Raw genomic sequence first — 24,613 nt, forward strand, 5'->3', positions numbered from 1 at the left:
AGATAAGCGATGCTATTCAAGCAATTCACCCGACTGGCGCAGATCAACAGCCCGCTGGGCCCGGATGCGCTGATCCTGGCGGAAATGGGCGGCGGCGAAGAGCTGGGGCGGCTGTTCGACTACGAGTTGCAACTGACCTCGGACAACTCGGCCATCGACCTCAACCAGTTGCTCGGCAAGCCCATGAGCCTCAGCCTGCAACTGGACCTGGGCCGCTCGCGGTATTTTCACGGCATTGTTTCGCGCTGCAGCCAGAGCATCGACCGCGGCCAGTTCGCCAGTTACCGCGTAACCCTGCGGCCTTGGCTGTGGCTGCTGAGCAAGACCTCCGATTGCCGCATCTTCCAGAACCAGAGCATCCCGCAGATCATCAAGCAGGTGTTTCGCGACCTGGGTTTTTCCGACTTCGAAGACAGCTTGAGCCGCCCCTATCGCGAGTGGGAGTACTGCGTGCAGTACCGCGAGACCAGCTTCGACTTCGTCAGCCGCTTGATGGAACAGGAAGGCATCTACTACTACTTCCGCCACGAGAAGGACCGCCACGTGCTGGTGCTGGCCGATGCCTATGGTGCCCACCAGGTGGTGCCGGGCTACGAGTCGGTGCCGTACTTTCCGCCTGATGGTCAGCACCGCGAGCGTGACCACCTCAACGACTGGCACCTGGCCCAGGAGGTGCAGTCCGGCTCGCTGGAGCTTAACGACTACGACTTCCAGCGCCCCAGCGCGCGCATCGACGTGCGCTCGCTAATGCCGCGCCCGCACAGCGCCGGCGACTACCCGCTGTACGACTACCCCGGCACCTATGTGCAGAGTGAGGACGGCGAGCATTACGCCCGTACCCGTATCGAAGCGCTGCAAAGCCTGCATGAACGCATCGAACTGCGCGGCAATGCCCGCGGCCTGGCGGCAGGCAACCTGTTCAGCATGAGCGGCTTCAGCCGCCAGGACCAGAATCGCGAATACCTGATCGTCGGTGCCCGCTATTACATCGTCCAGGAGCGCCTGGAAACCGGCGCCGGCGGCGGCAATGCACAGTTCGAAAGCAACCTCAGCTGCATCGATGCGCAGCAGAGCTTCCGCCCCCTGGCCAGCACCCTGCGCCCGCAGGTCAAGGGCCCGCAGACCGCCATCGTGGTTGGCCCGGCCGGGGAAGAGATCTGGACCGACCAGTATGGCCGGGTCAAGGTGCACTTCTACTGGGACCGCCATGACCAGTCCAACGAGAACAGCTCGTGCTGGATTCGCGTGTCCCAGGCCTGGGCCGGCAAGAACTGGGGTTCGATGCAGATCCCGCGGATCGGTCAGGAAGTGATCGTCAGCTTTCTTGAAGGCGACCCCGACCGGCCGATCATCACCGGCCGGGTCTACAACGCCGAGCAGACGGTGCCCTACGACCTGCCGGCCAATGCGACCCAGAGCGGGATGAAAAGCCGCTCGAGCAAAGGCGGCACGCCGGCGAACTTCAACGAAATCCGCATGGAGGACAAGAAGGGCGCCGAGCAGCTGTACATCCACGCCGAGCGCAACCAGGACATCGAAGTCGAGAACGACGAGAGCCACTGGGTGGGCCACAACCGCAACAAGGTGGTGGACTTCAGTGAAGTGGCAACCATCGGCGAAGACCGTATTCGCGCAGTAAAGCGCGATGACATTTTGCTGGTGGGCTCGACCAAGACCGACAGCATCAGCCGCAGCTACCTGATCGAGGTTGGCGAAAACCTGCGCCTGGTGTGCGGCAAGAGCGTGCTCGAACTCAACGCCAGCGGCCAGATCAACCTCACCGGCGTGCAGTTCAACTTCAACGCCGAAGGCAATGCCCAGTTCAACACCGGCGGCACCCTGGACCTGAACATCGGCGGCGCCCCCGGCGCCACTGCGGACGGGCAAGGCGTCAAAGGCACCATCGACGGTGCCGTGGAAGCGATCTTCCCCAAGCCCAAAGCCAGCCAATAAAGAGATTCTCGCGTCATGACTTATCGCCTCAACGAATTCCAGCTCGCCCTGCCCGATGCCGAAGTGCAGGACACCAGCATCAACATCCTGCGCTTTGCCAAGCTCGGCACCTCGCTGATCATCAGCCGCAGCTTGCTGGCCGACGGCGAAACCCTGCAAAGCAACTTCGACGGCCAGCTCGAGCGCCTGCAACAACAGGTCAAGGACCTGCGCTTCCAGCCGGGCCAGGCCGTGTGCCTGGGCGCCGAGCAGACAGTGGAAGGCATCGAGCTGCGCAGCCAGTTCAGCAAGGGCAACGAAAAGGTCTTCCAGTACCAACTGGCCCTGGTACTGCCCGGCACGCGCAAGATGTTCGCCCTGAGTTACGTCAAAGCCCAACCGCTGGGTGATGCCGAGGCTGCGCACTGGGCAGCGATCAAGCAATCACTGAACTTCGACACCCTGGCCTGATGAGCACCTTGCATGTCTGACGCTCTTTGGGCCGCCCGCCAGGGCGATGCGCTGATGCACACCTCGATGATGGCCGACATCGTCGGCGGTGTGCTGGAAGTGGCCGCCAACGTCGCCATCGGCATGTTGGCCACCGCGGCGGTGACCGCAGCGCTGGGGCTGACCGTGGTTACCGGCGGCCTGGGCTGTTTCGTGCTCGGCGCGGTGGTCGGTATCGTGGTCGGCGTGGCCATGAGCAAGACCGGGGCCGACAAGGGTTTAAGCAGTTTATGCGAGGGTATCGGCAATTTTCTGTTCCCGCCCTCGGTGCAGGCCAACATCCTCACCGGCTCGAAGAACACCCACACCAATGGCAAACCGGCCGCCCGCGCTGCTGGCGTCATCGTCGCCGCGGCGGCGCCCGCTGGCAGTGATGCCGCCCAGCCACCTGCCGAAGAGGAAGAAGAAAGCTTCCTCGACATGGCCAAGGGCTTTTTCTCGCAGATGTGGCGGCCCACGGTCGCCAGCCCCGCACCAAACACCGAGCCTGCCGACGACGACAAGATCCTCTGCAGCAAGCACCCGCCAATGCCGCCGCAGTACCTGGCCGAAGGTTCGAGCAAGGTCACCATCAACGGCCATCCGGCTTGCCGCAGCGGCGATCGCAGCACCTGCGAGGCGGTGATCGTCGACGCCGGGCTGATCTCCAGTAACGTGCGCATTGGCGGCGGCTCGATCGTGGTCCGCGAGATTCGCAGTGGCAAGACCCCGGGCATCGGCCTGGCGATAACCGCTTTGATGCTGCTGCGCGGGCGTGGCGGCAAGTTCTACAGCGAACTGGGCTGTATGGTAATTGGTGGCGTTGCTACCTACCTGACCGAGCAGGTAGCAGGTGCGTTGACATCCGCTGTAGCCGGCTCTGCGCATCCGGTCCATAGCCCCACCGGGGCCAAGGTTCTTGCTGACGACGATGATCTGGACTTCAGCTTGCCCGGCTTGATCCCGCTGGAGTGGCAGCGCTTCTACAGCAGCCGTGACACCCGCCACGATGGCCTTTTCGGTGCGGGCTGGAGCGTCGATTACGAGGTATTTGTCAGGATCGAACTACACCCGCAAGGCGGCGAGCGAGTGCTGTTTACCGACGATCAGGCGCGTATTATCGACATGGGCCACATACCCCGGGGCGATGCCGTCTTCAGCGCAGGTGAAGGCCTGAGTGTACGCCGCGAGCACAACGGTGAACTGCTGATCGAGCGTACCGACGGATTGTATCGCCTGTTCCAGCCGACTCCGAACGACCCACTGCACCTGCGCCTGGCGCAATTGGGTGACCGCAACGATAACCGCATCTATCTTGATTACGACGCCAGTGGTCGTTTGACCGGGCTGCGCGATACCTTCGACTTGATCCAGGTACAACTGCATTACAGCACTCAATGGCCAGGGCGGATCAGTTCTCTCGAGCGCCTGTATAGCGACGGCGCATCCGAACTGCTGGTCAGTTATGGTTATGACGACAACGGCGACCTGGCCCAGGTGCGCGACGCCAATGGCCAGTTGCAACGCAGCTTCAGCTACGACCAGGGCCGACGCATGGTCGAGCACCAGTTGCCCAGCGGCCTGCGCTGCTTCTACGAATGGACTCGCGCTGCCGACGACTGGCGCGTCGCTCGGCACTGGACCGATGATGGCGACGAGTATCGTTTCGACTACGACATCGAGGCCGGCATCACCCGGATCACCGACAGCCTGCAACGGGTCAGCAGCCGCCACTGGAACCCGCAGTACCAGATCACCCAATACACCGACGCCCTCGGCCACACCTGGTGCTTCGAGTGGAACGACGAGCGCCAGTTGCTCGCTGCCACCGACCCGCAAGGTGGGCAATGGCAATACCTGTACGATGAGTCCGGCAACCTGTGCGAAAGCATCGACCCACTCGGGCGCAGCGAGTCAACCCTATGGCTGGAGCATTGGTCTCTACCCCGAGTAGAGACCGACTACGCAGGCAATCGGCGAAGCTATAGCTACGATCAGCGCGGCAACTGCAGCAGTGAAACCGACCCACAAGGCAACATAACTCGCTATCGCTACGACGAACGAGGCCAAGTGGTAGAGGTGATCGACGCTACAGGCAAGCGCCAACACTTGCGCTGGAATGATTACGGCCTGCTCAGTGAGCAGGTTGACTGTTCGGGCTATCCCACCCGTATGAACTATGACCGTCGTGGCCATCTACAATCTGTCACCGACGCCCTCGGCGAACGTACCGAATATGAATACGACGCACGAGGCCGCTTGCAACTGCGACGGTTACCGGATGGGCGCAGCGACCTTTACCAGTATCACTGCAACGGTCAGCTCAGTACCCATACCGACCCGGCCGGGCACACCACCCAGTTCCTCTATACCCGTCGCGGTCAGCTGCACCTGCGCATCGATCCGCACGGGCGCAAAGTTCAGTACGGCTATGACGCCTACGGCCGTTTGCTCACGCTGACCAACGAAAATGGTGAGCGTTATCGCTTCGCCTGGGATCAAGGAGATCGCTTGACCCAGCAAGAGTATCTGGATTCAAGCACCCGCTGTTATCACTATGATGCGCTGAACAACGTTACGGCTCAGACCTATGTCCCGGCGCCCGATGACAACGAGCCGACACTCAAACCGATCTGTCACCACTACCAACTGGATGCAGCCGGCCGGGTAATCCAAAAACGCACTGACGATGGATTAACCGAGTACAGCTACGACGCACTTGATCACCTGATCGCCATCTGTTTCACCGATACCAGCGGCAACAGCGAACAATTGGAATTCGGCTATGACGAACTCGGACAGCTTGTTGAGGACTGCAGTCAGGCCGGCTTACTGCAGCACTACTACGATGAACTTGGCAACTTGACCCAGACCCGACTGGGCGACGGCCGCTGGCTAAATCGTCTTTACTATGGCAGTGGCCATCTGCACCAGCTCAATCTCGATGGCCAGGTGATCTGTGACTTCGAGCGCGACCGCCTGCATCGAGAAGTGTTTCGCTCCCAGGGACAGCTCTGCACCCGCAGCGAGTACGACCGTAGCGGCCGCCTGCGCTCCCGGCTGCGTCGTTCACTCCAGCAGCCGCCACAGCTACCAGCGCCCGTTCAACAACGCTTTGACTTCGACCCTGCCGACAATTTGATCGGTCGTTTCAATCAGGATCTTGCAGGCCAGCACCAGCAACTGCTGCATTACGATGCCAGCGCTCGCATCATGGCCAGCCAGAACACAGGTCAGGGCCAGAGCGAAGTCTTTGCCTATGATGCCGCGGCTAATCTGCTCGACGGTTCAGAGCTCGGAAAGGGCCTTGTCCGCCATAATCGTTTGCTTTCTTACCAAGACAAGCGGTATCGCTACGACGCCTTTGGTCGGATGATCGAAAAACGTAGCAGCCGCCACGGCGTGCAACGGTTCAGCTACGACGCAGAACACCGCTTGATCCAGGTCCGCAGCCATATCGGCGGCCGAGAACGGGTGCTGAACATGCGTTATGACCCATTGGGTCGACGCGTCGAAAAAAGCCAGCACGACGATGCTGGCAATCTGCTGGAAAAGACCCGTTTTACCTGGGATGGACTGCGCCTATTGCTGGAGCAGCAGCATGGCCGAACCAGTCTCTATCTCTATGATCAGGACAGCCATGAGCCTCTGGCGCGGGTCGACGGCGCTGGCGCACAACAACACGTGCGCTACTACCACAACGACCTTAACGGCTTGCCAGAGCAATTGACCGAATTCAAGGGTGACGTTCTCTGGCAGGCGCGCTATCTGGTATGGGGCAACACCCTGCAGGAAACCCGCGAAGGATATTACCTCGAAGAGCAGAATCTCAGGTTCCAAGGGCAGTACCTGGATCGGGAAAGCGGACTGCACTACAACACGTTTCGCTTCTATGATCCTGATATCGGACGCTTCACCACACCCGATCCCATCGGCCTGCTGGGGGGCATCAACCTTTATCAGTACGCACCGAATCCGCTCGGCTGGATCGACCCGCTGGGTTGGAAGAAGAAATGCAGCTTCCGAAAACCCCGACGGGTAAAAAGCAAATCAACGGGGCGCACCAGACCCCGGAACCGCAACGAAGAGTTCGCTCTGGATCATGTCAAGAAACATCCGGAAAACGGGATAGAGATCATCAAGCCCGACCAGATCGGAGACCCTCACTTCAAAGGCAAGGGCTGGTCAAAAATGGAGCGTAAAGTAAACGGGGTCAACGTCCACTACATGGCCAAGCTCGATCCTAAAGGGAAAATGACCCACGTCACTGACTTCAAGATAAAGGACTGAAGATGAACTACACCCATCGAAACAGCAAAAATCAGAAGAGCCACTGGGAACAGTGCGAGCGGCAGCAGGCGCCCTACATAGAGATCAGCGACATCAATGAAACGTACAAGAATGTTTTCTACGACATTACCAATCTGTCAGGGGACCTCGAAGAAATTTCCGAAGCAGTGAAAGCGATCTACACAAGTTATGTTGCGTTCTACCTTGTGCCTCAGATCGATATCGAGCCTCTGTTCGAGCAATATTATTTTTTTAACCTGATCGTCAAATCTGCACACGCAGAGATCATTGCAGAGCAGCTGCATTGCTACCTGAGCGCACAACTCAGCGGCCAATGAACCCCAGGCACATTGCTGCGGCAGATTCCGCAATGGCCCTTGCTGACGTATCATCCGCACCCTGCTCAACCTCACATGGATGTCCGATGAAAGCCGCCGCGCGCTTGCTTCCTGCTGCCCTGTTCGCTGCCTGCCTGCACAGCCCCGCGACCCTTGCCGCAGGCTTTGACTGCAGCAAGGCCAGCACCCTGCTGGAAACCGCGATCTGCACCACACCGTCGCTGTCGGCCAAGGACGACACGCTCAACGAGCGCTACAAGCCGCTCAAGGACCGCAAGATCTTCCGCGAGCTGGAAAACTTCTGGCTGCGCGAGGTCCGTAACCGCTGCGAGACTGCCGCCTGCCTGGAAGTCGCCTACGACCAGCAGATCAAACTGCTGACGCCAGTACCGGCACTCTCCCAGGTTGATCCCAAAAGCCTGCAGCCCCTGCCCCGCGACCAGCGTTATACCCAGGTCGAGGATGAGCCGTGGCAGCGCTTTCCCCTGGCCACCGTTGCCGACATGAGCGAAGACAGTTTTGCCTATCTGGTGGACGTTGCCACCCTCGATGGCGTGCTGAACGTGGTGCTGTTCGTTGCCGAAAAGCAGGATGACGAAGGCAGCAACCCCGGCAATATCTATGACAGCCGCCCGATCGGCACCCTCTACGAATACTCCGACGCACGCCCTGGCCTGCACCCGTTCGCGCGCAATGTGCGCTTTGATGGCTGGAACAGTATCACCGCCAACGATCAGGGCCGGCGCTATGCCGGGATCATTGACGGGGTGTTCTACTACCGGCAGAAAATGAGCGGCGAGGCGCAGCAAAGCATGGCCTACACACTGGGTTCCAAGGCCACGCCGCAGCCTTCAACGCAACTGTACGCGGCCGAGTCCAACAGCAAGCGTTTCGCCAAGGCGCAGATCAGCGGCGACCTCAATCACGATAACTCCGGCCTGCTGATCTATTACCCGCACCTTACCGGCGACAGCAACCCCTACGACCGGGTGATGGACAAGGATGCCGGCGGCTGGAGCCTGGTCAACCCAACCTGGAGCCCGACCCGGCCGGTCCTGTACTTCGATAACAACGGCGGCTTCGCCTGCATCTGGAGGGTTGACCTTGTGACCAAGCGCCTGGAGAAGATCGTCCCCGAGCATGAGGCAGTTGCCGCTCGCCCGGTGGATGTCATCGGCCGCGAGGCGATCGTTTACCTGGAAGCCGACCAGTTAATGTTTGCCATCGCCCCGGACCAGTAACGCCTGCGCAACGCTACGGGCGCGCCTGCGCCCGAACAGGCGGCCAAGGCTGACCGCCCAGTTGAGCAACGCCACCAGCAGCAGACACAGCATCATCGCCTCGGTGCCGCCACTGACGATCAGCTGCCCGGCCAGCCAGGGAAAGCCGAACACCCCGAGAAAGTACGCCAGGCTAAATAGCAGCAAGGCCTGCGGGGTATGCCCGGGCGGTGCCTGGTTGGCGGCCAGGCCGTTGATTACCGAATAGTTCAGACCGTATCCAACCCCCAGCAGTGCTGCGGCCAGCAGATAGCCAAGGTTGCCCTGTACCCACCAGCCCAGCGCCAGCACGGCAAGCACGATAAAGCCCGAGAGCAGGCACGAGGCACGGTAGGCATCACGCTTGACCACCCAGCCGGCGATCAGCAAACGGCAACTGATGGCTGCGCTCATGAAGCCGATGAAGAACAGCGAGTAATCCAGGCCGCGCCCGGCGGCATAAGAGGTCTGGAAGCTGCCCAGACCACCGAAGATCGCGCCGCCCAGGCCGACCATGAGAATCGGCCAGCGGGCGGGCGAGGCCAGTACGGTTGCGCCAGCGCGGCGGCTGATGCCAACCGGCTGAGTGGCGTGCCGTGGCTGGCGGGCTAGATGGTTGAAGATCAGCAGGCCCGCGACTGCGGCACCCGCGGCGGTGTAGAACGCCGTCTGCACCGGCAGTTGCAACAGCGCTGCCAGCTTGCCCGCCAGCGGCCCGGAACCGATGCCGCTCATCATGCTGCCCGAGAGCAAAGCGAAGCAGTGAGTACGCCGCTGGGCTTCGACCCGCTCGGCCACCAGGATCGGGCCCAGGGTGTAAAAAGCCCCCCAACCCAGGCCCAGCATCAGGCCGCAGAGCATCAAGCCCGCGCCGGTGCCAGGCACCAGGGCGAAGCCCAGGCAAGCCGCCACCAGGCTCAGCGCCGACAGGGCGATGGCTCGTGCCGAACCCAAGCGGTCGGCCAGATGGCCACTGCCAAGTACGGCGACGATGGTGCTAAGCATGGCAACTGAAATGATCTGCCCGGCATCCTGCTCGTTGCCGCCACGGCTGCTGACCAACAGCGACAACAGGAAGGTCGAGCCATAGGACAACGACAGCAGGTAGCTGGCCAGGCACAGCAGGCCAAAGCCTGGGGCAGCTTGTTCGGTACGGATGGCGGACATGCTCGGACGTCACTCGGCGAAGTGGAGCTGCCTTGTAGCATGGCCTTACTCCACGACCGTTATAAAACTGCCGGAGTTGGGTTCAGCCGGCAGCGAACTGTGCCTGCGCGCGGCCTATCCAGCGGTCAGTGCAACAGCTCGGCGCATTCCTTCATCACGCCAGCCTTCAACCGCAGGTAGTGCTCGAAAATCTCTCGCGCCGCCGCCTGGTCGATATTGATCTGCATGGCTTCGACAAACTGCTCGACCGCCGCCACCGCGTGGGCAAAGTGATTGCTCTCGGTGCCGCCAGTGTGCACGGTGACCCAGGCCACCGTTGCCCGCGCGCGCTCTGCCGGTATGCCCATGTCACGGACGAACCACTGCTTGAACAACGGATGGATGAACTCGACCTCGCCGTGGGTATAAACCTCATGCACCAGGGTGGTCAGCAGGCCTTGCAGCAGGTCGCGCTCGCGCAGGCGCTGGCGATCGGTCCAGTCCTTGAAGGACTGGGCCGAAGGCAGGCAGTTGGCCTTGAGCATCCACTGATCATCACCGCAGAGGGGCGTCGCCATGTTGTAGAACAAATCGGCGTGCAGGGTATTGCCCAGGGCCCCGAGGTCTTCATCGGTGATCCGCTGCAGGCTGCCGCAGGCCCGATACAGCTGGTCGGCAGCCATGGAGCCGGCGTCGGAACGGGCCAGCAGGGTCAGGCGGTTGGCAAGGCCCGAGACACTGGCCGCGGAGTTGTTGGTTTTCGACCAGCTGGCGAAGAACTTGCGCAGCACTGCCGGTGAATGCTTGCGCTCAGTCAACAGGGCAAAGGCCTTTTCAATCTCCATCAGCTCTTCTTCTACCGCCCAGAAGGCTTCGAACAACGCGTGCTTGAGGGTGCTGGCCGGCATGTCATTGAGGACCGGCTCGACGATCGAAAGCAGCTTGCTGTGCAGGGCTATCACGGTGTTCATTGGCGTATTTACGTCCTTGTAATGGAGGGGTCAGCGGTTTCTTTGAACGCGTTCTTGTCGGTGGAATCGGTGGGCTGCCAGCCGAACCAGGCGATCAGCATCACCAGCAACTGCGCGGCCATGATCAGCGGCACACAGCCTGACCAGCCCCAGCGCTGCCACAGCAGCGCCGGCAACAGCGCACCGACGCTGCCGCCCAGGTAATAGAACGTCAGATAGCAGCCCACCGCGCCGGCCTTGTTGTGCCTGGCAGTGGACGTAACAAAGGCATTGGCCGCCGCCTGGGCCAGGAACACGCCGGTGGAACTGAGCGCCAGCCCCAGCACGATCCACCACAGGCTGCTGAGCAAGGTCAGCATCGAGCCCAGCAGCCCCAGTACCCCGGCGAATACCACCAAGTGCGCCGGCGGCCTGGCGCTGGCCAGCTTGCCGGCAATCGGCGTGACCACCAGCGCCAGCAAAAACACCGCATAAACCGAACCCAGCGCGGCAACGCCAAGGTTGAACGGCGCGGCCAGCAGGTGCAGGCCGACATAGGTGAAGGTGGCGATCTGCGAAAACAGCACACAGAAACCAACCAGATAGGCCGCCAGCAACGGTCGGTTGCGCAGCATGCTGATACGACTGTTGGCGATGGTGATTTCGATCAGGCGCGCGCCGCTGGGCAGCAGCCGGTGAATGCTCAGGCCGATCAGCACGGTCAGCAACGCCAGCAGGATGAACGCTTCGCGCCAGCCCAGGTACTGTGTCATGACCCCGGTCAGAAAACGCCCGGCGAAACCGCCGAGAATGGTCCCGGAGACGTACAGGCTGGTAACTTCGGTGACTTTCGCCCCCTGCCAGCGCTCGCCGACGTAAGCCACGCTGGTGGCGAAGATCACCGGGATCAGCATGCCCTGGACAAAGCGCCAGAACAGCAGGCTGTTCAGGTCACTGGCCCCTGCCAGCATCAAGCCCGGCACGCTGAGCAACAGGGTTGCCGCCACCAGCACGGTCTTCTGGCTCCAGCGCCGGGTCAGCACGCCGACGAAGGGCGCGACCAGGGCCACGGCCAGGGTCGTGGCGGTGATGCTCCAGCTGACGTGCCGCGCATCCACGGCGAAGCTCTGCGCCAGCTCGGCGAGGATGCCCTGGGTAGCGTAGAGCGGCAGAAACGCGGCGCATCCGCAGAGGAACATCGCGATTCGTGCGGCAGACAGGCGCGATTGCATGGGAAAACTCGTTACAGTGACGAGTATTGTTTATAAGGTGCGGTCATTGGCACTGGCCAATACCGATTTCCGACCGATTGATACCTCAAGGTGCAACATGCTCGATGTGCGAAAGCTGCGCTATTTCATTGCCGTCGCCGACGACCTGCATTTCGGCCGCGCCGCGCAGCGCCTGCACCTGGCGCAACCGGCACTGACCCGGCAGATCTCGGCCCTGGAAAGCCAGCTGGGTTTTCGCCTGTTCGAGCGCAGCAGCCGTGCAGTCAGCCTGACCGGCGAAGGCCAGCAGTTCCTGCCTTACGCCCGCGGGGTACTGGAGCAACTGACACGCAGCGAAAGCTTCGCCGCCAAGCTGGCCGCCGGCACAGCCGGGCAGTTGAGCATCGGCTATGCCAGCTCGGTGGCCTTGAGTGACCACTTCACCCAGGCAATCCAGCAGTTTTCCCACGCCTACCCGCAGGTTCGCCTGACCCTGGTTGAAGAAGCCTCCAGCGCGCAATGGCGCAACATCGTCGAAGGCACCCTGGAAATCGGCCTCAGTCGGCTGTTGCCACCCCAGGAGTTCACGGAGCTGCACGTCCAGCCACTCGACCAGGAGCCGCTGCTGGTGGCACTGGCCACGAACGATCCGCTGGCGGCACTCGACACCATCAGCCTCACCCAGCTGCAAGCGCATCCTGTGGTGCTGTACACCGACGAGCAAGGCACCGGGCTCAACGATGCCATCGAGCGCTTGTTCCAGCATTGCCAATTGCCCTTGCTGCGGGGCCCGCGCGGACGGCAGATCACTTCGATCATTGCCCTGGTAGCCGCCGGCCAGGGCATTGCCCTGGTGCCTGCCTGCACCCGTGCCCTGAACCAGCGCGGCGTGTGCTACCGGCCCCTGAACGAAGCAGACGCCAGCATCGACCTGCTCGCCATCAGCCACCGCCAGCGGCGCTCGCGGGCAGCCGAGGCGTTTCTGCAAATACTTGCCCGGGCAACCACACCCTGCGCATGAGCACGGCCCTCTGGCAAGCACGCCCGGGATAAAAGTGTTTTACCGAAACCACTGGTTTTCTGGCCGGACGCTTTGCCTATCCTAGGAAGGATCTCTCATATCAGCGGAAGATCCATGAAAGCTTCGCTTCCCAGCCGCTACGCCTGCCTTGTCGGCTGTCTCGTTTTCAGTTTTGCCAGCCTGCCGTTTGTTTCTGCCCATTCCTGGTTGTGGCCGTTCACCCTCATCAGCGTCCTGCTCAGCCTGGTCGGCCTCAATGACCTGCGCCAGAGCCACCACGCGGTGCGGCGCAACTACCCGATCCTGGGCAACATTCGCTACCTGATCGAAACCATCCGCCCGGAGATCCGCCAGTACTTGCTGGAAGGCGACGATGACAAGCTGCCGTTCTCCCGGGCCCAGCGCTCGCTGGTGTATGCACGGGCCAAGAACGAGAGCGCCGAGAAGGCCTTTGGTACGCTCAACGATGTCTACCGGCCAGGCTTCGAGTTCATCAGCCATTCCATGCTGCCAGTCGAAACCCCCGACCCTGCCTCATTTCGCATCAACATCGGCGGCCCGCAGTGCCGCCAGCCTTACTCGGCGTCGATCTTCAATATCTCGGCGATGAGCTTTGGGGCACTCAGTGCAAATGCCATTGCCGCGCTGAACAAGGGCGCAAAACGTGGCCGCTTCGCCCATGACACCGGCGAAGGCAGCATCAGCCCCCATCACCGCGAGCACGGTGGCGACCTGATCTGGGAAATCGGCAGCGGCTATTTTGGCTGCCGCACCCCGGAGGGTCGTTTCGATCCGCAGCGTTTCGCCGAACAGGCCGGCGACCCACAGGTGAAAATGATCGAGGTCAAGCTCAGCCAGGGCGCCAAACCCGGCCACGGCGGGATCCTGCCTGGGCACAAGGTCAGCGCCGAAATCGCCGCCACCCGTGGCGTGCTGATGGGCCAGGACTGCATCTCACCGGCGGCGCACAGCGCCTTCCGTAGCCCCGTGCAACTGCTGCAGTTCATTGGCCAGTTGCGCGAGCTGTCGGGCGGTAAACCAGTGGGCTTCAAGTTCTGCCTTGGCCACCCGTGGGAATTCATGGGCATCGCCAAGGCCATGCTGGCTACCGGCATTGTCCCGGACTTCATTGTCGTCGACGGCAAGGAAGGCGGCACCGGCGCCGCGCCACGGGAGTTCAGCGACAACATCGGCGTGCCGATGCGCGAAGGACTGATGTTCGTGCACAACACCCTGGTGGGCCTGAACCTGCGCGACAAGATTCGCATTGGTGCCGGCGGCAAGATCGTCAGCGCCTTCGACATCGCCAGCGTGCTGGCCATTGGCGCCGACTGGGTCAACTCGGCCCGCGGCTTCATGTTCGCCATCGGCTGCATCCAGTCGCAAAGCTGCCACACCAACAAATGCCCGACCGGCGTGGCGACCCAGGATCCGTTACGCCAACGCGCCCTGGTGGTGCCGGAAAAGGCCGACAGAGTCTTCAGCTTCCATCGCAACACCCTGCATGCCCTGGCCGAAATGCTGGCTGCTGCTGGCCTGGATCACCCGGCCGAGCTCAAGCCCAAGCACCTGGTGCGGCGCATCAGCGCCAGCGAGATCCGCCTGTTTTCGCAGTTGCATGTGTTCCTCAAGCCCGGTGAGTTGCTCAGCGGCTCGATCGACAGTGAATTCTATGCACGGATGTGGCGCATGGCCCGCAGCGACAGCTTCGAGCCGGAGAGCGGCGAGATGCAGGCGATCAAACCTGCTGTGCGGCGAAAACAAACAACCCCGGCCTAGGCCGGGGTTGCTGGAGACACCAGACAGCTATCAGAGGATGCTGATCGGGTACTCGACGAACACGCGAACTTCGTTGCCGTCGTCGTTGTAGCCGTTCTGACGAACGCTTTCGGAGGTACGCAGGAACGAGCTACGCAGTTTGACGGACAGGTCCTTGGCCGGGCCTTCCTGAACCACGTACTTGAACTGGTTGAAGATTTCGCGCTCTTTACCTTCGCCGAAGCCGTGGGTGTTGATGTTGTCACCACGCACGTAGGCCACTTTGTAGGTCAGGCCCGGTACGCCAAAGGCGCCGAAGTCCAGGCCGTAGCCCAGCTGCCAGGAACGCTCGTCTTCAGCGTTGAAGTCGGACCAGTAGGAGTTGGCCAGGTAGATGGTCGAACCACCGTCACCCACGCCACCGGCGTTCTGGTAGAAGCCGTACTGATAACCGGTGTCGCCAGTGCTGCGCTGGTGGGCGATGGTAATCGAGTGCGGGCCGAAGGCGTAGGTAGCCGCCAGGCTCCAGATGGTGTTGGAGTCACCGGTCAGGTCGGCGGCAGCGACGTACTTCTTGTCGATGTCCGACTTGTAGCCGTTGAAGTCCAGGGTCAGCGACTGGTCGTCGGCGATCGGGTGAACGTAGTTCACGCCCAGGTAGTGCTTCTTCAGCACGTCTTCGACGTCGGAGGTGTACAGCGAAGCCGAGAGGTTTTCGCTGAACTTGTAGCTGCCGCCGAATACGTTGATCGACTTCAGGCCACCGCTGTCACGGCCTTCAGCACTTTTACGGGCTTCCTGGGTGAAACGACCGGCGTTCAGTTCCAGGCCCTTGATCTCCTTGGAGGTGATCAGGGTACCGGTGTAGCTTTCTGGCAGCAGGCGACCGTCGTCGTACTGCAGCACTGGCAGCTCAGGCATCTGGTCACCGTACTTCAGTACAGTGTTGGAGATGCGGAACTTGATTGCTGCGCCACCACGGGCCAGGTTGTGCGGGGAGTTCTGCTGGTTGGTCGGCGAGTCGCCGTCCGCCGGCTTGAAGAAGTCGATACCGCCACCGCCGTTGCGGCCTTTACCACCGTCCAGACGCACTGCGTACAGGCCGAAGGCGTCGACACCGACACCAACGGTGCCCTGGGTGTAGCCGGAGGAGAACTTGCCGATGAAGGCCTGGCCCCACTCGCTCTGGTCGTTGGTATGGTGCTTCTTGTCACGATTGATGAAGGCATTGCGCAGCAGAACGCTGGCTTTGCTGTCTTCTACGAAGCCCTTGGCCTCGGCCTGGTCATTGGCCATAGCCTGAGTCGCGGCCATAAGCCCCAGCGCGACCAGACTGATCCTGGTTTTCAACATTTTATTTTCCTTATTACTTAGTCAAAGACGCTCTGCGACCAAACGCCAAAAACCACGCCCCCTGCGTGGGTTGACGCTCACGGGTCTGAAAATAAAAAGCCCGCCTGCGAGTGTTCGCAGCGGGCCTTTTTTTCTGGACTCTTGGCCGATGGGCCTACAGGCGTTGACCGAATCCTATCCGTGTGCGGATCAGCATGTCAAAAATTCGTGAAAAGTAAGTGTTTCTGCTTACAGATCGCAGCCATCCGCGGCACAGAACGCCGCGTTTGCGGCATCTTTCTCCGCGCTCAGATAGAACTCCCTGTCCAGCCAATGCACGAAGGCCTCAGGCTTGCCGAGGAAAGGACCGATGTCGATGACCTGCAGCCGCCCTTCGCGTTCCAGCACCAGGGTTGGATAGCCCTGGCCACCGACGCTGGCCATGAACGCACGACTGGTGCGCATATGGCTCTGGGTATCCACATCGCGCAATGCACTGGCAAAGGCGGGTGCAGGCAGGCCCATCTCGGCGGCGATGGCCTTGAGCACGCCATCATCGGCAATCCGCCGGCCTTCCACGTAGTGCGCACGCTGCAAGCGCGCCAGCAACTCCAGGCCACGCCCGGCGAGCTGCTCTGCTGCCAGGATCGCCGCTATGGGTGGCTGTGAATCGAAGACGGCGTCGTTGTCACGCAACAGGCCCTCGAAGTAGTCCTGGCCGAAGGGCTGCCCGGTGTACTCGGCAATACGCCGGTCATGGGGCATGACGAAGTCGCGCAACTGCGCCGAGACCTTCTGGCGATTGGCTCCGGCCATCATCCCGCCACCGTGCAGCACAACCGGCATCAGCCCGCTGGCCGCATTGATCAACGGCTCAGCGCCGTAGCACCAGCCGCACAGCGGATCGAACACATAGTGAAGGGTGGTTTGTACCGGCATGAGCGCCTCCTGAAAAAATGATGACGTCAGGTTAGGCCGGATGAAGGTTGCGAAAAACGCTGCACGGGTTACAGCTTTGTTGCGAAAAACAGTACAAATTCACCGCTAAAACAAAAGGCTGATAGACAGAAATATTTTGAAACAAACAGCTCGTCGATAGACCCAGAAACAATTAACGTTAGTAAATGGCAAGCATTATCATTCGCGCAAAATTTCTCACTCTAATAAATGCCCGGATGTCCGTCATGCTTGCCCCTTGCCGCCTCTCTCCCCTGACCCTGGGCCTGTCGCTGTTTTTCAGCTCAGGGCTGGTCACTGCTGCCACCACCACGTTGCCCGAAGTCTCGGTTACCGCCGAGTCTGACCGTGAACGCGATGACCCACGGGTACGTGAAGTCAGCACCGCAACCCGTACCGCCACGCCCGCCCGCTACGTGCCGCAGGCTATCGATTCGGTGAAGACCAGCAACGTGCTGGATTACGGCAGCAACGACCTTGGCAAAGCCCTGAGCGGCATCCCCAACGTCAGCAGCGGCGCCGACACGCGCTTTGACAGCGTGCGCATCCGCGGCTTCGATGCCAGCAACGACTTCTACCTCGACGGTATCCGCGACGACAGCCAATACGTGCGCGACCTGCACAATATCGAGCGGGTCGAGGTGCTCAAGGGCCCTGCCGCGGTGCTCTATGGCCGTGGCAGCCAGGGCGGGATCGTCAACCGGGTGAGCAAGATGCCGGAAGCCGGCCGCCGTTCCAGCATCGAGGCCCAGGGCGGCAGCGAGGACCTGCGCAGCCTGTATGCCGACCTCAGCGCCGACCCGAGCGACAACATCAGCCTGCGCCTGAACATGGGCAACCAGGACAACAACAGTTTCCGCGACGGCATCGACGGCAGCCGCCAGCTGTTCGCGCCCTCGATGAGCTGGCAGCTGACCCCGCAGCTGAACTGGCTGGTGCAATACGAGTACAGCCGCTACAACCGTACCCCCGATCGCGGCATCCCCAGCGTCAACGGCCGCCCGGCCGACGTTGGTCGCGACACCACCTACGGCGATACCCAGCGCGACTTCATCGACGACAAGGCGCAATCGCTGCGCTCGCGCCTGAACTACCAGCTCAACGACACCTGGCAAGTGCGCCACACCCTGGGCCTGTTCAAGCTCAACAGCGATTTCGACAACACTTACCTGACCGGCTACAACGCCACCACCAACCAGGTTACCCGCCAGCGCTGGCAGCAGGACCTGAACACCCGCAACCTGTTCAACAACCTGGAACTGGAAGGCAATTTCGACACCTTCGGCTTGCAGCACACCCTGCTCACCGGCCTTGAGTTCGGTAACCAGCGCCGCGATCCGATCCTATACACTGCAGCGACTTCCGGCGCAGGCGCTCGCCCGGTGCCGGGCCTGGACCTGAACAACCCCAACCGTAACCTGCAGCACAACGGCACCATGGTGGTCTCCAGCAACAACCACACCGTGGTCGACAGCCGCGGCCTGTACCTTCAGGACCAACTGCGCCTGAATGATCAGTGGCAAGTGCTGGCCGGGGTGCGTTTCGACCAGTTCGAAGTGCAAACCACCAACAAGGTCCGCGGTATCTCCGAGAAGCAGGACAGCAACAGCACCAGCCCGCGTCTGGGCGTGGTCTATTCGCCGTGGAAGGAACACTCCTTCTATGCCTCCTGGAGCAAGACCTTCTCGCCAGTCGGCGGCGGCCTGATCGGCATTACCCCGGGTGCGGCCGGCAATACCAACGAAACCAGCCCGGAACAGACCCGGCAGAAAGAAGTCGGGGTCAAGAGCGACTGGTTCGACGAACGCCTGAGCACCACCCTGGCGGTTTATGAGCTGGAGCTCTACAACCGCCGCACCAGCGACCCGAACAACCCGGGCATCACCTTGCTCAGCGGCCTGCAGCGCTCACGCGGCGTCGAGCTGACCGCCACCGGCAACATCGTTGGCAACTGGTACGTACGCGGCGGTATCGGTATCCAGGATGCAACCATCGTCGAGGACAACAACGGCCAGGAAGGCAACCGCGTGAGCAACGTTGCCAAGCGCAACGCCAGCCTGTTCGTTACCTGGAAACCGGAAATGGGCTGGTACGGCGAAACCGGCCTGACCCTGGTCGGCGAGCGCTATGCCGACAACCAGAACACCGCCGTGCTGCCCGGCTATGGCCGTTGGGACGCGCTGGCAGGCTTTCGTACCAAGGACTGGGACCTGCGCGCGGCGCTCAACAACATTACCGACAAAACCTACTACAGCTCGGCCACCAGCGCCGCGCAGATCCAGTTTGGCGACCCGCGCAGCCTGATCGTGACCGGCACCTACAGCTTCTAAACACCAGGCAATAAAAAAAGGGCGGCAATGTTCAGGCAATGCCGCCCTTTTCATTGTTGTTGCCGAACCCTCTAGCGGCTGCCATCACCCAGCAGCGCTTCCAGCTCTGCCTCGCTCAGCAGGCCTGCCGGATAACGCGCCAGTAACGAGCGACGCTGATCGGCCTTCCTGACCCGGTTTGCTCCATGGTGTTTCAACCATTGCGCCACGCGCTGGAGGGACTCTTGATTCACCGCTGATGGGGGCGAAGCCGGCTCACTTGCTGCATTCATTTCGACACGTACTCCCTGGGGCCGTGAGCGGCTAACCTACTCAAACTTTGTGACAGAACCATGCTGGTCTATCTGTTTGAAATACAATGCAAAACAAATACAAGAGGTGTGCCAGAAGACTATGCCGGTCGTCGTCCACGCATAAAAAAGCCCGTCAATCGACGGGCTGTTTTCTTAGTGCACTTCAGCCTTTGGCTGGCGCCGGTTGTTGCTGTGTCAGGCAATGGATGTTGCCGCCGCCCAGGAGCATCTCGCGCCCGGGGATCATGACCACTTCATGGTCAGGGAACACCCGCGCCAGAATCGCTCTAGCCTCGGCATCTGCCGGGTCGTCGAAGCTCGGGGCGATGATGCCGCCGTTGACGATCAGGAAGTTGACGTAGGAGCCAGCCAGGCGCACCGACGGGTTGCGCTCCTGGCTGCCGGCCACCGGATCGACCCCGGCGCACTCTTCTTCAGTGGCGAACAGCGGCCCCGGAATCGGCATCTTGTGCACGGTGAAGGCGCGACCTTTGGCGTCACGGCTGTTTTCCAGCACCTCAAGTGCGCTATGGCAGCGTGCATAGTTGGGGTCTTGCGGATCATCGGTCCAGGCCAGTAACACTTCTCCTGGGCGGACGTAACAACAGAAGTTGTCGACGTGGCCGTCGGTTTCGTCGTTGTACAGACCATCGGGCAGCCAGATGATGCTGTCCACGGCCAGGTGGTCACGCAGGATGGCTTCGATCTGCTCGCGGTTCAGGTGCGGGTTGCGGTTGTGGTTGAGCAGGCATTCTTCAGTGGTGATCAGGGTGCCTTCACCGTCGACATGGATCGAGCCGCCTTCGAGCACGAAGCCTTCGGTGTGGTAGCGCTGGCAGCGCTCCATCTCCAGCACCTTGCTGGCCAGTTGCTCGTCGCGGTTCCACGGCGCGTACAGGCCACCCTCGAAGCCGCCCCAGGCATTGAAACCCCAGTCGACGCCGCGTACTTCACCGCTGTCGTTGATGACGAAGGTCGGGCCGGTATCACGCACCCAGGCGTCGTCGTTGCTGATTTCCACCACGCGGATGTTCGGCAGGTCCAGGCGCGCCCGGGCGTTGTCGTACTGCGCGGCCGAGACGGCAACGGTCACCGGCTCGAAACGGGCGATGGCCTTGGCCAGGGTCACGTGGGCAGCCTGTACCGGCTTGCCACCCAGGCGCCAGTTGTCCGGGCGCTCGGGCCAGACCATCCAGACCTGGGTTTGTGGCGCCCATTCGGAAGGCATGTGGAAGCCGTCGGCGCGCGGGGTACTGGTAAGCGTTTTCATAGAGGATCCTTGCTGAACTTTCAGGATTGCAGCGCGCCGTCGAGGGTCTTCAGCGGGCCGTACAGATTCGGACGACGGTCGCGGAAAGTACCCCAGGCACTGCGGGTGTGCTCAAGTTTATCGAGGTCGAAAGTATGCACCAGCACACCCTCCTCGGTCTCGTTCAGCGCCTGGACCTTCTCGCCGTACTGGTCGGCGATGAAGGAGGAGCCGTAGAAGGTGATGTCGTAGCCGTCCTGTTGTTCGCGGCCGATACGGTTACTGGCCACCAGCGGCATCAGGTTGGCACCGGCATGACCTTGCTGCACACGCTGCCAGTGGTCGCGCGAGCAGATGCTCTGGTCGTGCGGCTCGCTACCGATGGCGGTCGGGTAGAACAGCACCTCGGCGCCGAGCAGGGCCATGCTGCGTGCGCACTCGGGGAACCACTGGTCCCAGCAGATGCCGACGCCGATTTTCGCGTAGCGGGTCTGCCAGACCTTGAAGCCGGTGTCGCCCGGGTTGAAGTAGTACTTTTCGTGGTAGCCGGGGCCATCCGGAATGTGGGTCTTGCGGTACACACCGAGGTTGCTGCCGTCGGCATCGATGATCGCGATGCTGTTGAAACGCGCACGCCCGGCCAGCTCGTAGAAGCTGATCGGCAGCACCACCTGCAGCTCTTTGGCGAGCTTCTGGAAATGACCGAGGGCGGCGTTGGTTTCAACCGCTGTGGCCAGTTGCAGGTAGTCCGGATTGGGCTTCTGACAGAAGTACGGGGTTTCGAACAGTTCCTGAATCAGGATGATCTGTGCGCCCTTGGCGGCCGCCTCGCGGACCAGCCGTTCGGCGGTTTCCAGGTTGCCCTGGCGGTCCCAGGAGCAGGCCATCTGGGTGGCGGCAACAGTGACAGTGCGGCTCATGCATTCCTCCTCGGCAGGTGCTCGGGCCAACAAGGCCAGGCCACCCTGGTGATAATGGAGGCATTTATATCCGATAAATATCGGCTTTAAAAGTGGAAAATGGAAAATACCAGGCGTAAAAAAGCCGGTTAATTCGATAACAATCGGATTAACCGGCTTTAGCTCAAGGGTTACAGGTCTTCCGACAGTACCCGGTCGATGCTGTCGACGAAGAAGTCCACGCTCGCGCGGGTGGTGCACATCGGCGGCTTGATCTTGAGGATGTTGAGGTAATCGCCCGTAGGCTGCATGAAGATACCCAGGTCACGCAGGCGGTTGCACAGCAGGGTAGTCTCGGCACTGGCCGGCTCCAGGCTCTGGCGGTCACGCACCAGTTCCAGCCCCAGGTAGAAGCCGGAGCCGTGTACGGCACCCGCCAGCGGATGTTTATCGACCAATTGTTGCAGCCGTGACTTGAAGTAGCCGCCGACTTCCCGGGCGTTGTCCCATAGCCCTTCTTCTTCCATGACATCAAGCACGGCCATGCCGATTCGGCAACTGACCGGGCTGCCGCCGGCGGAGGAGAAGAAATAGCCCTCGGCTTCCAGCGCCTCGGCAATCTCGCGGCGGGTGATGACCGCGCCCAGTGGCTGGCCGTTGCCCATGCCCTTGGCCATGGTGATGATGTCCGGCACCACGCCCTGCTCTTCAAAACCCCAAAACCAGGTGCCCAGCCGGCCATAGCCGACCTGCACTTCGTCGGCGATGCATACCCCGCCCGCCGCCCGCACCTTGGCATAGGCTTGCTGCAGGTAACCCGCAGGCAACGAGATGCCGCCGGCATTGCCGTACACCGGCTCGCAGATGAACCCGGCCAGTTGCCGCTGCTCGGCAGCCAGCGCATCGAGCTTGGCATCGACGTCGCGCAGATAGTCGGCGGCGCTCTCGGCGCCCCGGTAGGCGCCGCGATAGGTGTTGGGCGCAATCACCGGGTGAACCCAGTCCGGCCGGGTGCTCAAGGCCTGGGGGTTGTCGGCGATGGAGGTGGAAATCGCATCGGTGGCCACCGACCAGCCGTGATAGGCCTCAAGTACGCTCAGCAGGTCACGCCCACCGCTGTAGGCCCAGGCCAGGCGGATCGCCAGATCGTTGGCCTCGGTGCCGCTGTTGACCAGAAATACCCGGTCCATGCCGCTCGGTGCCAGGGCCAGCAAGCGCTCGGAGAATTCGGCGATGGCGGCATAATGAAAACGCGAGTTGGTATTGAGCAACGACCATTGCCGCGCCGACTCGGCGACCATGCGCGGGTGCCCGTGGCCGAGCACCGCAACGTTGTTGAGCATGTCCAGGTAGGCCCGCCCCTGCATGTCGAACAAGTAGTTGCGCCAGCCGCGCTCGATATGCGGCGGCTGCTGGTAATAGTGTTTTTGCGAGCGGGCGAAACTGGCATCGCGCCGAGCCAGCAAAGCCTGGGCATCGACCAGCGGTTCGGCGTCGCAGGCAAAGCCGAGGATGGCTTGCGGCGAGGGGCACAATGCCTGCCAGGCCTGGGCCCGCGAAGGCACGACAAAAGCTGGTGGATACAAGCCGGCCACCCGGCATAACTGGACCGTCAACACTGCGCCAGTGGCGCCCAGAGACTGTCCGATGGCCAATGCCTGCCCGTCGGCCGGCGTCTGATCCAGCCCGTGCAACCACAGGCTGCATTCACTGCCCTCAAGGCAGCCGCTGTCTTCGCCATATTGGTGCCAGGTCCCGGCCCAAGGAGCCTGGAGCACCGTGGCGCAAGGCAGATGCAGTTCGACATGCAGGGCGAACGTCGCAGGTTCCGCGGGATTGTCGATGTGGGTCTGCGACAGGCGGTACTGCCCATACAGGCTGCTGGCAGCGCCTGAAGCACTGGCCTGCTGCGCCAGCACGCGCTGATCAATGCCGGCTTGCTGCCAGTTGCCGGCCTGGTAATGCTCGCTTAGCACGCCCAGGTCCACACCAATCACCTGGGCAGCCACCGAGTTCGGCAGGAGTGGCGCCGAGCCTTCCAGCGCCAGCGCAGGCAGCTCATGCCCGCTCGACTGCATAATCGCCGCCTGCATCAGTTCGAACGGCACGCTGGTAGCGACGTCGAAAATTTCCCACTCGTGAGCCAGATTGTCCCGGCTATAGCTGTTGCCGGGGTCGACGCTCAGTTGTTGCTCGCTGCTTAGCACCAGCACCGCAGCGCGGGCCACCACCAATGGCCACAAGGCGTTGAGTTCGGCGGCGCTCAGCGGGTTGAGCGCATGATAAGCCTCTATCGCCGGCAAGATGCGCAGGGGATCGCCTTCGGCGTGGTGCAGCAAGGCCGCGCAGGTGACCGAGAGGTCGGCAATGCGCCAGGTGTGCATCAGGTCGCCGAAATCGATGACCCCCTGCAGTTGCCACTGGCGTTGCTCATCGCGCGCCCATACGGCGTTGTCATCGGTGATGTCCAGGTGCACGGCTTGCGATGGCAGATCGTTGATCAACGGCTGCAGATGTTCCCAGGCCTGATCTGCGGCGGCTTTTACCCTGGCTTGCTGCGGGTTGTTATCCAGTATCGGCAACAGGTGATCGATCAACGCCTGGGCATGGCGCGGATCCCACTGCAATGTGCGCTCAAGGCCCGGGTGGGTGAAACTGGCCAGAGCTTGGTCGACCCGCGCGCACAGGCGGCCGAGCTCAGCTACCAGGCGCGGCTCCATGTGCTTGATGCGGGTCAGTGACTGGCCTTCTATATAGTCGAGCAAGCGCACGCGTAGCGGTTGGCCGTCGACAGTCACCGTCAACAGTTGCTCACCGGATCGGGCAGCCTGCACCGCAGGCACTGGCAGCCCCTGATCGCGCAGGAAGCCGAGGGCGGCATGCTGGGCTTGCAGTTCCTGCTCGGCATAGGCGCCATGGCAAACCTTCAGCACGTAGCGCCCATGGTCCGAATCGATAAGAAAATTCAGGTCTTGCTGGCTGCCCAATGCCTGCAATGAGCCGCTCAGGCCATAGTGTTCCTGCAACAGGGTTGCGGCCTGCTGTTCACTGACTTCAGGGCATGGCTGGCTGGAGCGATGGATCAGGGTACTGAGCGACATGGGCAGGGGACCTCATTTTTTTGTTGCCTATATCGCCACTGCTTGTGCCGGTTGGCAA

The 24,613-nt window shown here is 61.7% G+C and carries 17 protein-coding genes; 8 read left to right on the forward strand and 9 right to left on the reverse strand.

Features of this window, described 5'->3' with window-relative positions:
• Nucleotides 1-9 precede the first annotated feature (9 nt).
• From LOY54_RS25870 to LOY54_RS25890, 5 genes are all read left to right on the forward strand, one after another.
• A complete protein-coding gene (locus tag LOY54_RS25870) occupies nucleotides 10-1,953 on the forward strand; it encodes a type VI secretion system tip protein VgrG (RefSeq protein ID WP_258608482.1) in 1,944 nt (647 codons plus the stop codon).
• Nucleotides 1,954-1,968: 15 nt separating this feature from the next.
• Entirely contained in the window at nucleotides 1,969-2,403 is a 435-nt protein-coding gene (locus LOY54_RS25875) for a DUF1795 domain-containing protein (protein WP_258608484.1), read from the forward strand.
• A gap of 12 nt (nucleotides 2,404-2,415) precedes the next feature.
• Nucleotides 2,416-6,711 (forward strand): RHS repeat-associated core domain-containing protein, encoded by a 4,296-nt coding sequence (locus LOY54_RS25880; protein ID WP_258608486.1) that lies wholly within the window; start codon nucleotides 2,416-2,418, stop codon nucleotides 6,709-6,711.
• Between the two features lie 2 nt (nucleotides 6,712-6,713).
• Complete coding sequence (locus tag LOY54_RS25885) at nucleotides 6,714-7,049, forward strand: hypothetical protein (RefSeq protein WP_258608488.1); 336 nt, start codon at nucleotides 6,714-6,716, stop codon at nucleotides 7,047-7,049.
• A gap of 86 nt (nucleotides 7,050-7,135) precedes the next feature.
• Nucleotides 7,136-8,290, forward strand: a complete 1,155-nt coding sequence (locus LOY54_RS25890; RefSeq protein WP_045201195.1) for a lysozyme inhibitor LprI family protein — start codon at nucleotides 7,136-7,138, stop codon at nucleotides 8,288-8,290.
• Here the strand turns inward: LOY54_RS25890 and LOY54_RS25895 are convergent.
• From LOY54_RS25895 to LOY54_RS25905, 3 genes are all read right to left on the reverse strand, one after another.
• Complete coding sequence (locus LOY54_RS25895; RefSeq protein WP_258608490.1) at nucleotides 8,261-9,475, reverse strand: MFS transporter; 1,215 nt, start codon at nucleotides 9,473-9,475, stop codon at nucleotides 8,261-8,263. The genes LOY54_RS25890 and LOY54_RS25895 overlap by 30 nt on opposite strands.
• Nucleotides 9,476-9,600: 125 nt before the next feature.
• Nucleotides 9,601-10,425: a hypothetical protein gene (locus tag LOY54_RS25900; protein WP_045201193.1), complete on the reverse strand. Its 825-nt coding sequence runs from the start codon at nucleotides 10,423-10,425 to the stop codon at nucleotides 9,601-9,603.
• An 8-nt stretch (nucleotides 10,426-10,433) separates the two neighbouring features.
• Nucleotides 10,434-11,636 (reverse strand): MFS transporter, encoded by a 1,203-nt coding sequence (locus LOY54_RS25905; protein ID WP_213602971.1) that lies wholly within the window; start codon nucleotides 11,634-11,636, stop codon nucleotides 10,434-10,436.
• Nucleotides 11,637-11,733: 97 nt separating this feature from the next.
• On the opposite strand from LOY54_RS25905, the gene LOY54_RS25910 reads away from it, so the two are divergent.
• Nucleotides 11,734-12,636: a LysR family transcriptional regulator gene (locus LOY54_RS25910; RefSeq protein WP_258608494.1), complete on the forward strand. Its 903-nt coding sequence runs from the start codon at nucleotides 11,734-11,736 to the stop codon at nucleotides 12,634-12,636.
• A 114-nt stretch (nucleotides 12,637-12,750) separates the two neighbouring features.
• The gene (locus LOY54_RS25915) at nucleotides 12,751-14,415 is read left to right on the forward strand and encodes an FMN-binding glutamate synthase family protein (protein ID WP_258608497.1); all 1,665 of its coding nucleotides are present in this window, start codon (nucleotides 12,751-12,753) and stop codon (nucleotides 14,413-14,415) included.
• Nucleotides 14,416-14,445: 30 nt separating this feature from the next.
• Here LOY54_RS25915 and LOY54_RS25920 read toward each other — a convergent pair whose 3' ends face one another.
• Together LOY54_RS25920 and LOY54_RS25925 are read right to left on the reverse strand one after the other, a co-directional pair.
• Entirely contained in the window at nucleotides 14,446-15,747 is a 1,302-nt protein-coding gene (locus LOY54_RS25920; protein WP_045201189.1) for an OprD family porin, read from the reverse strand.
• 228 nt (nucleotides 15,748-15,975) lie between these two features.
• Nucleotides 15,976-16,665 (reverse strand): DsbA family protein, encoded by a 690-nt coding sequence (locus LOY54_RS25925; protein ID WP_123565248.1) that lies wholly within the window; start codon nucleotides 16,663-16,665, stop codon nucleotides 15,976-15,978.
• A 245-nt stretch (nucleotides 16,666-16,910) separates the two neighbouring features.
• On the opposite strand from LOY54_RS25925, the gene LOY54_RS25930 reads away from it, so the two are divergent.
• On the forward strand, nucleotides 16,911-19,013 hold the full coding sequence (locus LOY54_RS25930; RefSeq protein ID WP_045201187.1) for a TonB-dependent siderophore receptor: 2,103 nt from the start codon (nucleotides 16,911-16,913) through the stop codon (nucleotides 19,011-19,013).
• 71 nt (nucleotides 19,014-19,084) lie between these two features.
• Here the strand turns inward: LOY54_RS25930 and LOY54_RS25935 are convergent, their stop codons facing one another.
• The 4 genes from LOY54_RS25935 to LOY54_RS25950 all read right to left on the reverse strand — a co-directional run bounded on the left by LOY54_RS25935 (nucleotide 19,085) and on the right by LOY54_RS25950 (nucleotide 24,555).
• Nucleotides 19,085-19,285, reverse strand: a complete 201-nt coding sequence (locus tag LOY54_RS25935; RefSeq protein ID WP_258608498.1) for a hypothetical protein — start codon at nucleotides 19,283-19,285, stop codon at nucleotides 19,085-19,087.
• A 184-nt stretch (nucleotides 19,286-19,469) separates the two neighbouring features.
• Nucleotides 19,470-20,576 (reverse strand): agmatine deiminase, encoded by a 1,107-nt coding sequence (gene aguA, locus LOY54_RS25940; RefSeq protein ID WP_258608501.1) that lies wholly within the window; start codon nucleotides 20,574-20,576, stop codon nucleotides 19,470-19,472.
• Nucleotides 20,577-20,596: 20 nt separating this feature from the next.
• The gene (gene aguB, locus LOY54_RS25945; RefSeq protein WP_258595292.1) at nucleotides 20,597-21,475 is read right to left on the reverse strand and encodes an N-carbamoylputrescine amidase; all 879 of its coding nucleotides are present in this window, start codon (nucleotides 21,473-21,475) and stop codon (nucleotides 20,597-20,599) included.
• Nucleotides 21,476-21,645: 170 nt separating this feature from the next.
• The gene (locus LOY54_RS25950; RefSeq protein WP_258608504.1) at nucleotides 21,646-24,555 is read right to left on the reverse strand and encodes an aminotransferase; all 2,910 of its coding nucleotides are present in this window, start codon (nucleotides 24,553-24,555) and stop codon (nucleotides 21,646-21,648) included.
• Between the last annotated feature and the right edge of the window lie 58 nt (nucleotides 24,556-24,613).

This window comes from Pseudomonas sp. B21-032 (assembly GCF_024748965.1).
Classification (GTDB): Bacteria; Pseudomonadota; Gammaproteobacteria; order Pseudomonadales; family Pseudomonadaceae; genus Aquipseudomonas.

Coding starts and splice junctions, on each gene's coding strand:
- LOY54_RS25890 (WP_045201195.1), top strand. CDS start 7,136: ATGAAAGCCGCCGCGCGCTTGCTTCCTGCTGCCCTGTTCGCTGCCTGC.
- LOY54_RS25915 (WP_258608497.1), top strand. CDS start 12,751: ATGAAAGCTTCGCTTCCCAGCCGCTACGCCTGCCTTGTCGGCTGTCTC.
- LOY54_RS25900 (WP_045201193.1), bottom strand. CDS start 10,425: ATGAACACCGTGATAGCCCTGCACAGCAAGCTGCTTTCGATCGTCGAG.
- aguB (WP_258595292.1), bottom strand. CDS start 21,475: ATGAGCCGCACTGTCACTGTTGCCGCCACCCAGATGGCCTGCTCCTGG.
- LOY54_RS25885 (WP_258608488.1), top strand. CDS start 6,714: ATGAACTACACCCATCGAAACAGCAAAAATCAGAAGAGCCACTGGGAA.
- LOY54_RS25880 (WP_258608486.1), top strand. CDS start 2,416: ATGTCTGACGCTCTTTGGGCCGCCCGCCAGGGCGATGCGCTGATGCAC.
- LOY54_RS25875 (WP_258608484.1), top strand. CDS start 1,969: ATGACTTATCGCCTCAACGAATTCCAGCTCGCCCTGCCCGATGCCGAA.
- LOY54_RS25935 (WP_258608498.1), bottom strand. CDS start 19,285: ATGAATGCAGCAAGTGAGCCGGCTTCGCCCCCATCAGCGGTGAATCAA.
- LOY54_RS25895 (WP_258608490.1), bottom strand. CDS start 9,475: ATGTCCGCCATCCGTACCGAACAAGCTGCCCCAGGCTTTGGCCTGCTG.
- LOY54_RS25925 (WP_123565248.1), bottom strand. CDS start 16,665: ATGCCGGTACAAACCACCCTTCACTATGTGTTCGATCCGCTGTGCGGC.
- LOY54_RS25920 (WP_045201189.1), bottom strand. CDS start 15,747: ATGTTGAAAACCAGGATCAGTCTGGTCGCGCTGGGGCTTATGGCCGCG.
- LOY54_RS25950 (WP_258608504.1), bottom strand. CDS start 24,555: ATGTCGCTCAGTACCCTGATCCATCGCTCCAGCCAGCCATGCCCTGAA.
- LOY54_RS25870 (WP_258608482.1), top strand. CDS start 10: ATGCTATTCAAGCAATTCACCCGACTGGCGCAGATCAACAGCCCGCTG.
- LOY54_RS25910 (WP_258608494.1), top strand. CDS start 11,734: ATGCTCGATGTGCGAAAGCTGCGCTATTTCATTGCCGTCGCCGACGAC.
- LOY54_RS25930 (WP_045201187.1), top strand. CDS start 16,911: ATGCTTGCCCCTTGCCGCCTCTCTCCCCTGACCCTGGGCCTGTCGCTG.
- LOY54_RS25905 (WP_213602971.1), bottom strand. CDS start 11,636: ATGCAATCGCGCCTGTCTGCCGCACGAATCGCGATGTTCCTCTGCGGA.
- aguA (WP_258608501.1), bottom strand. CDS start 20,576: ATGAAAACGCTTACCAGTACCCCGCGCGCCGACGGCTTCCACATGCCT.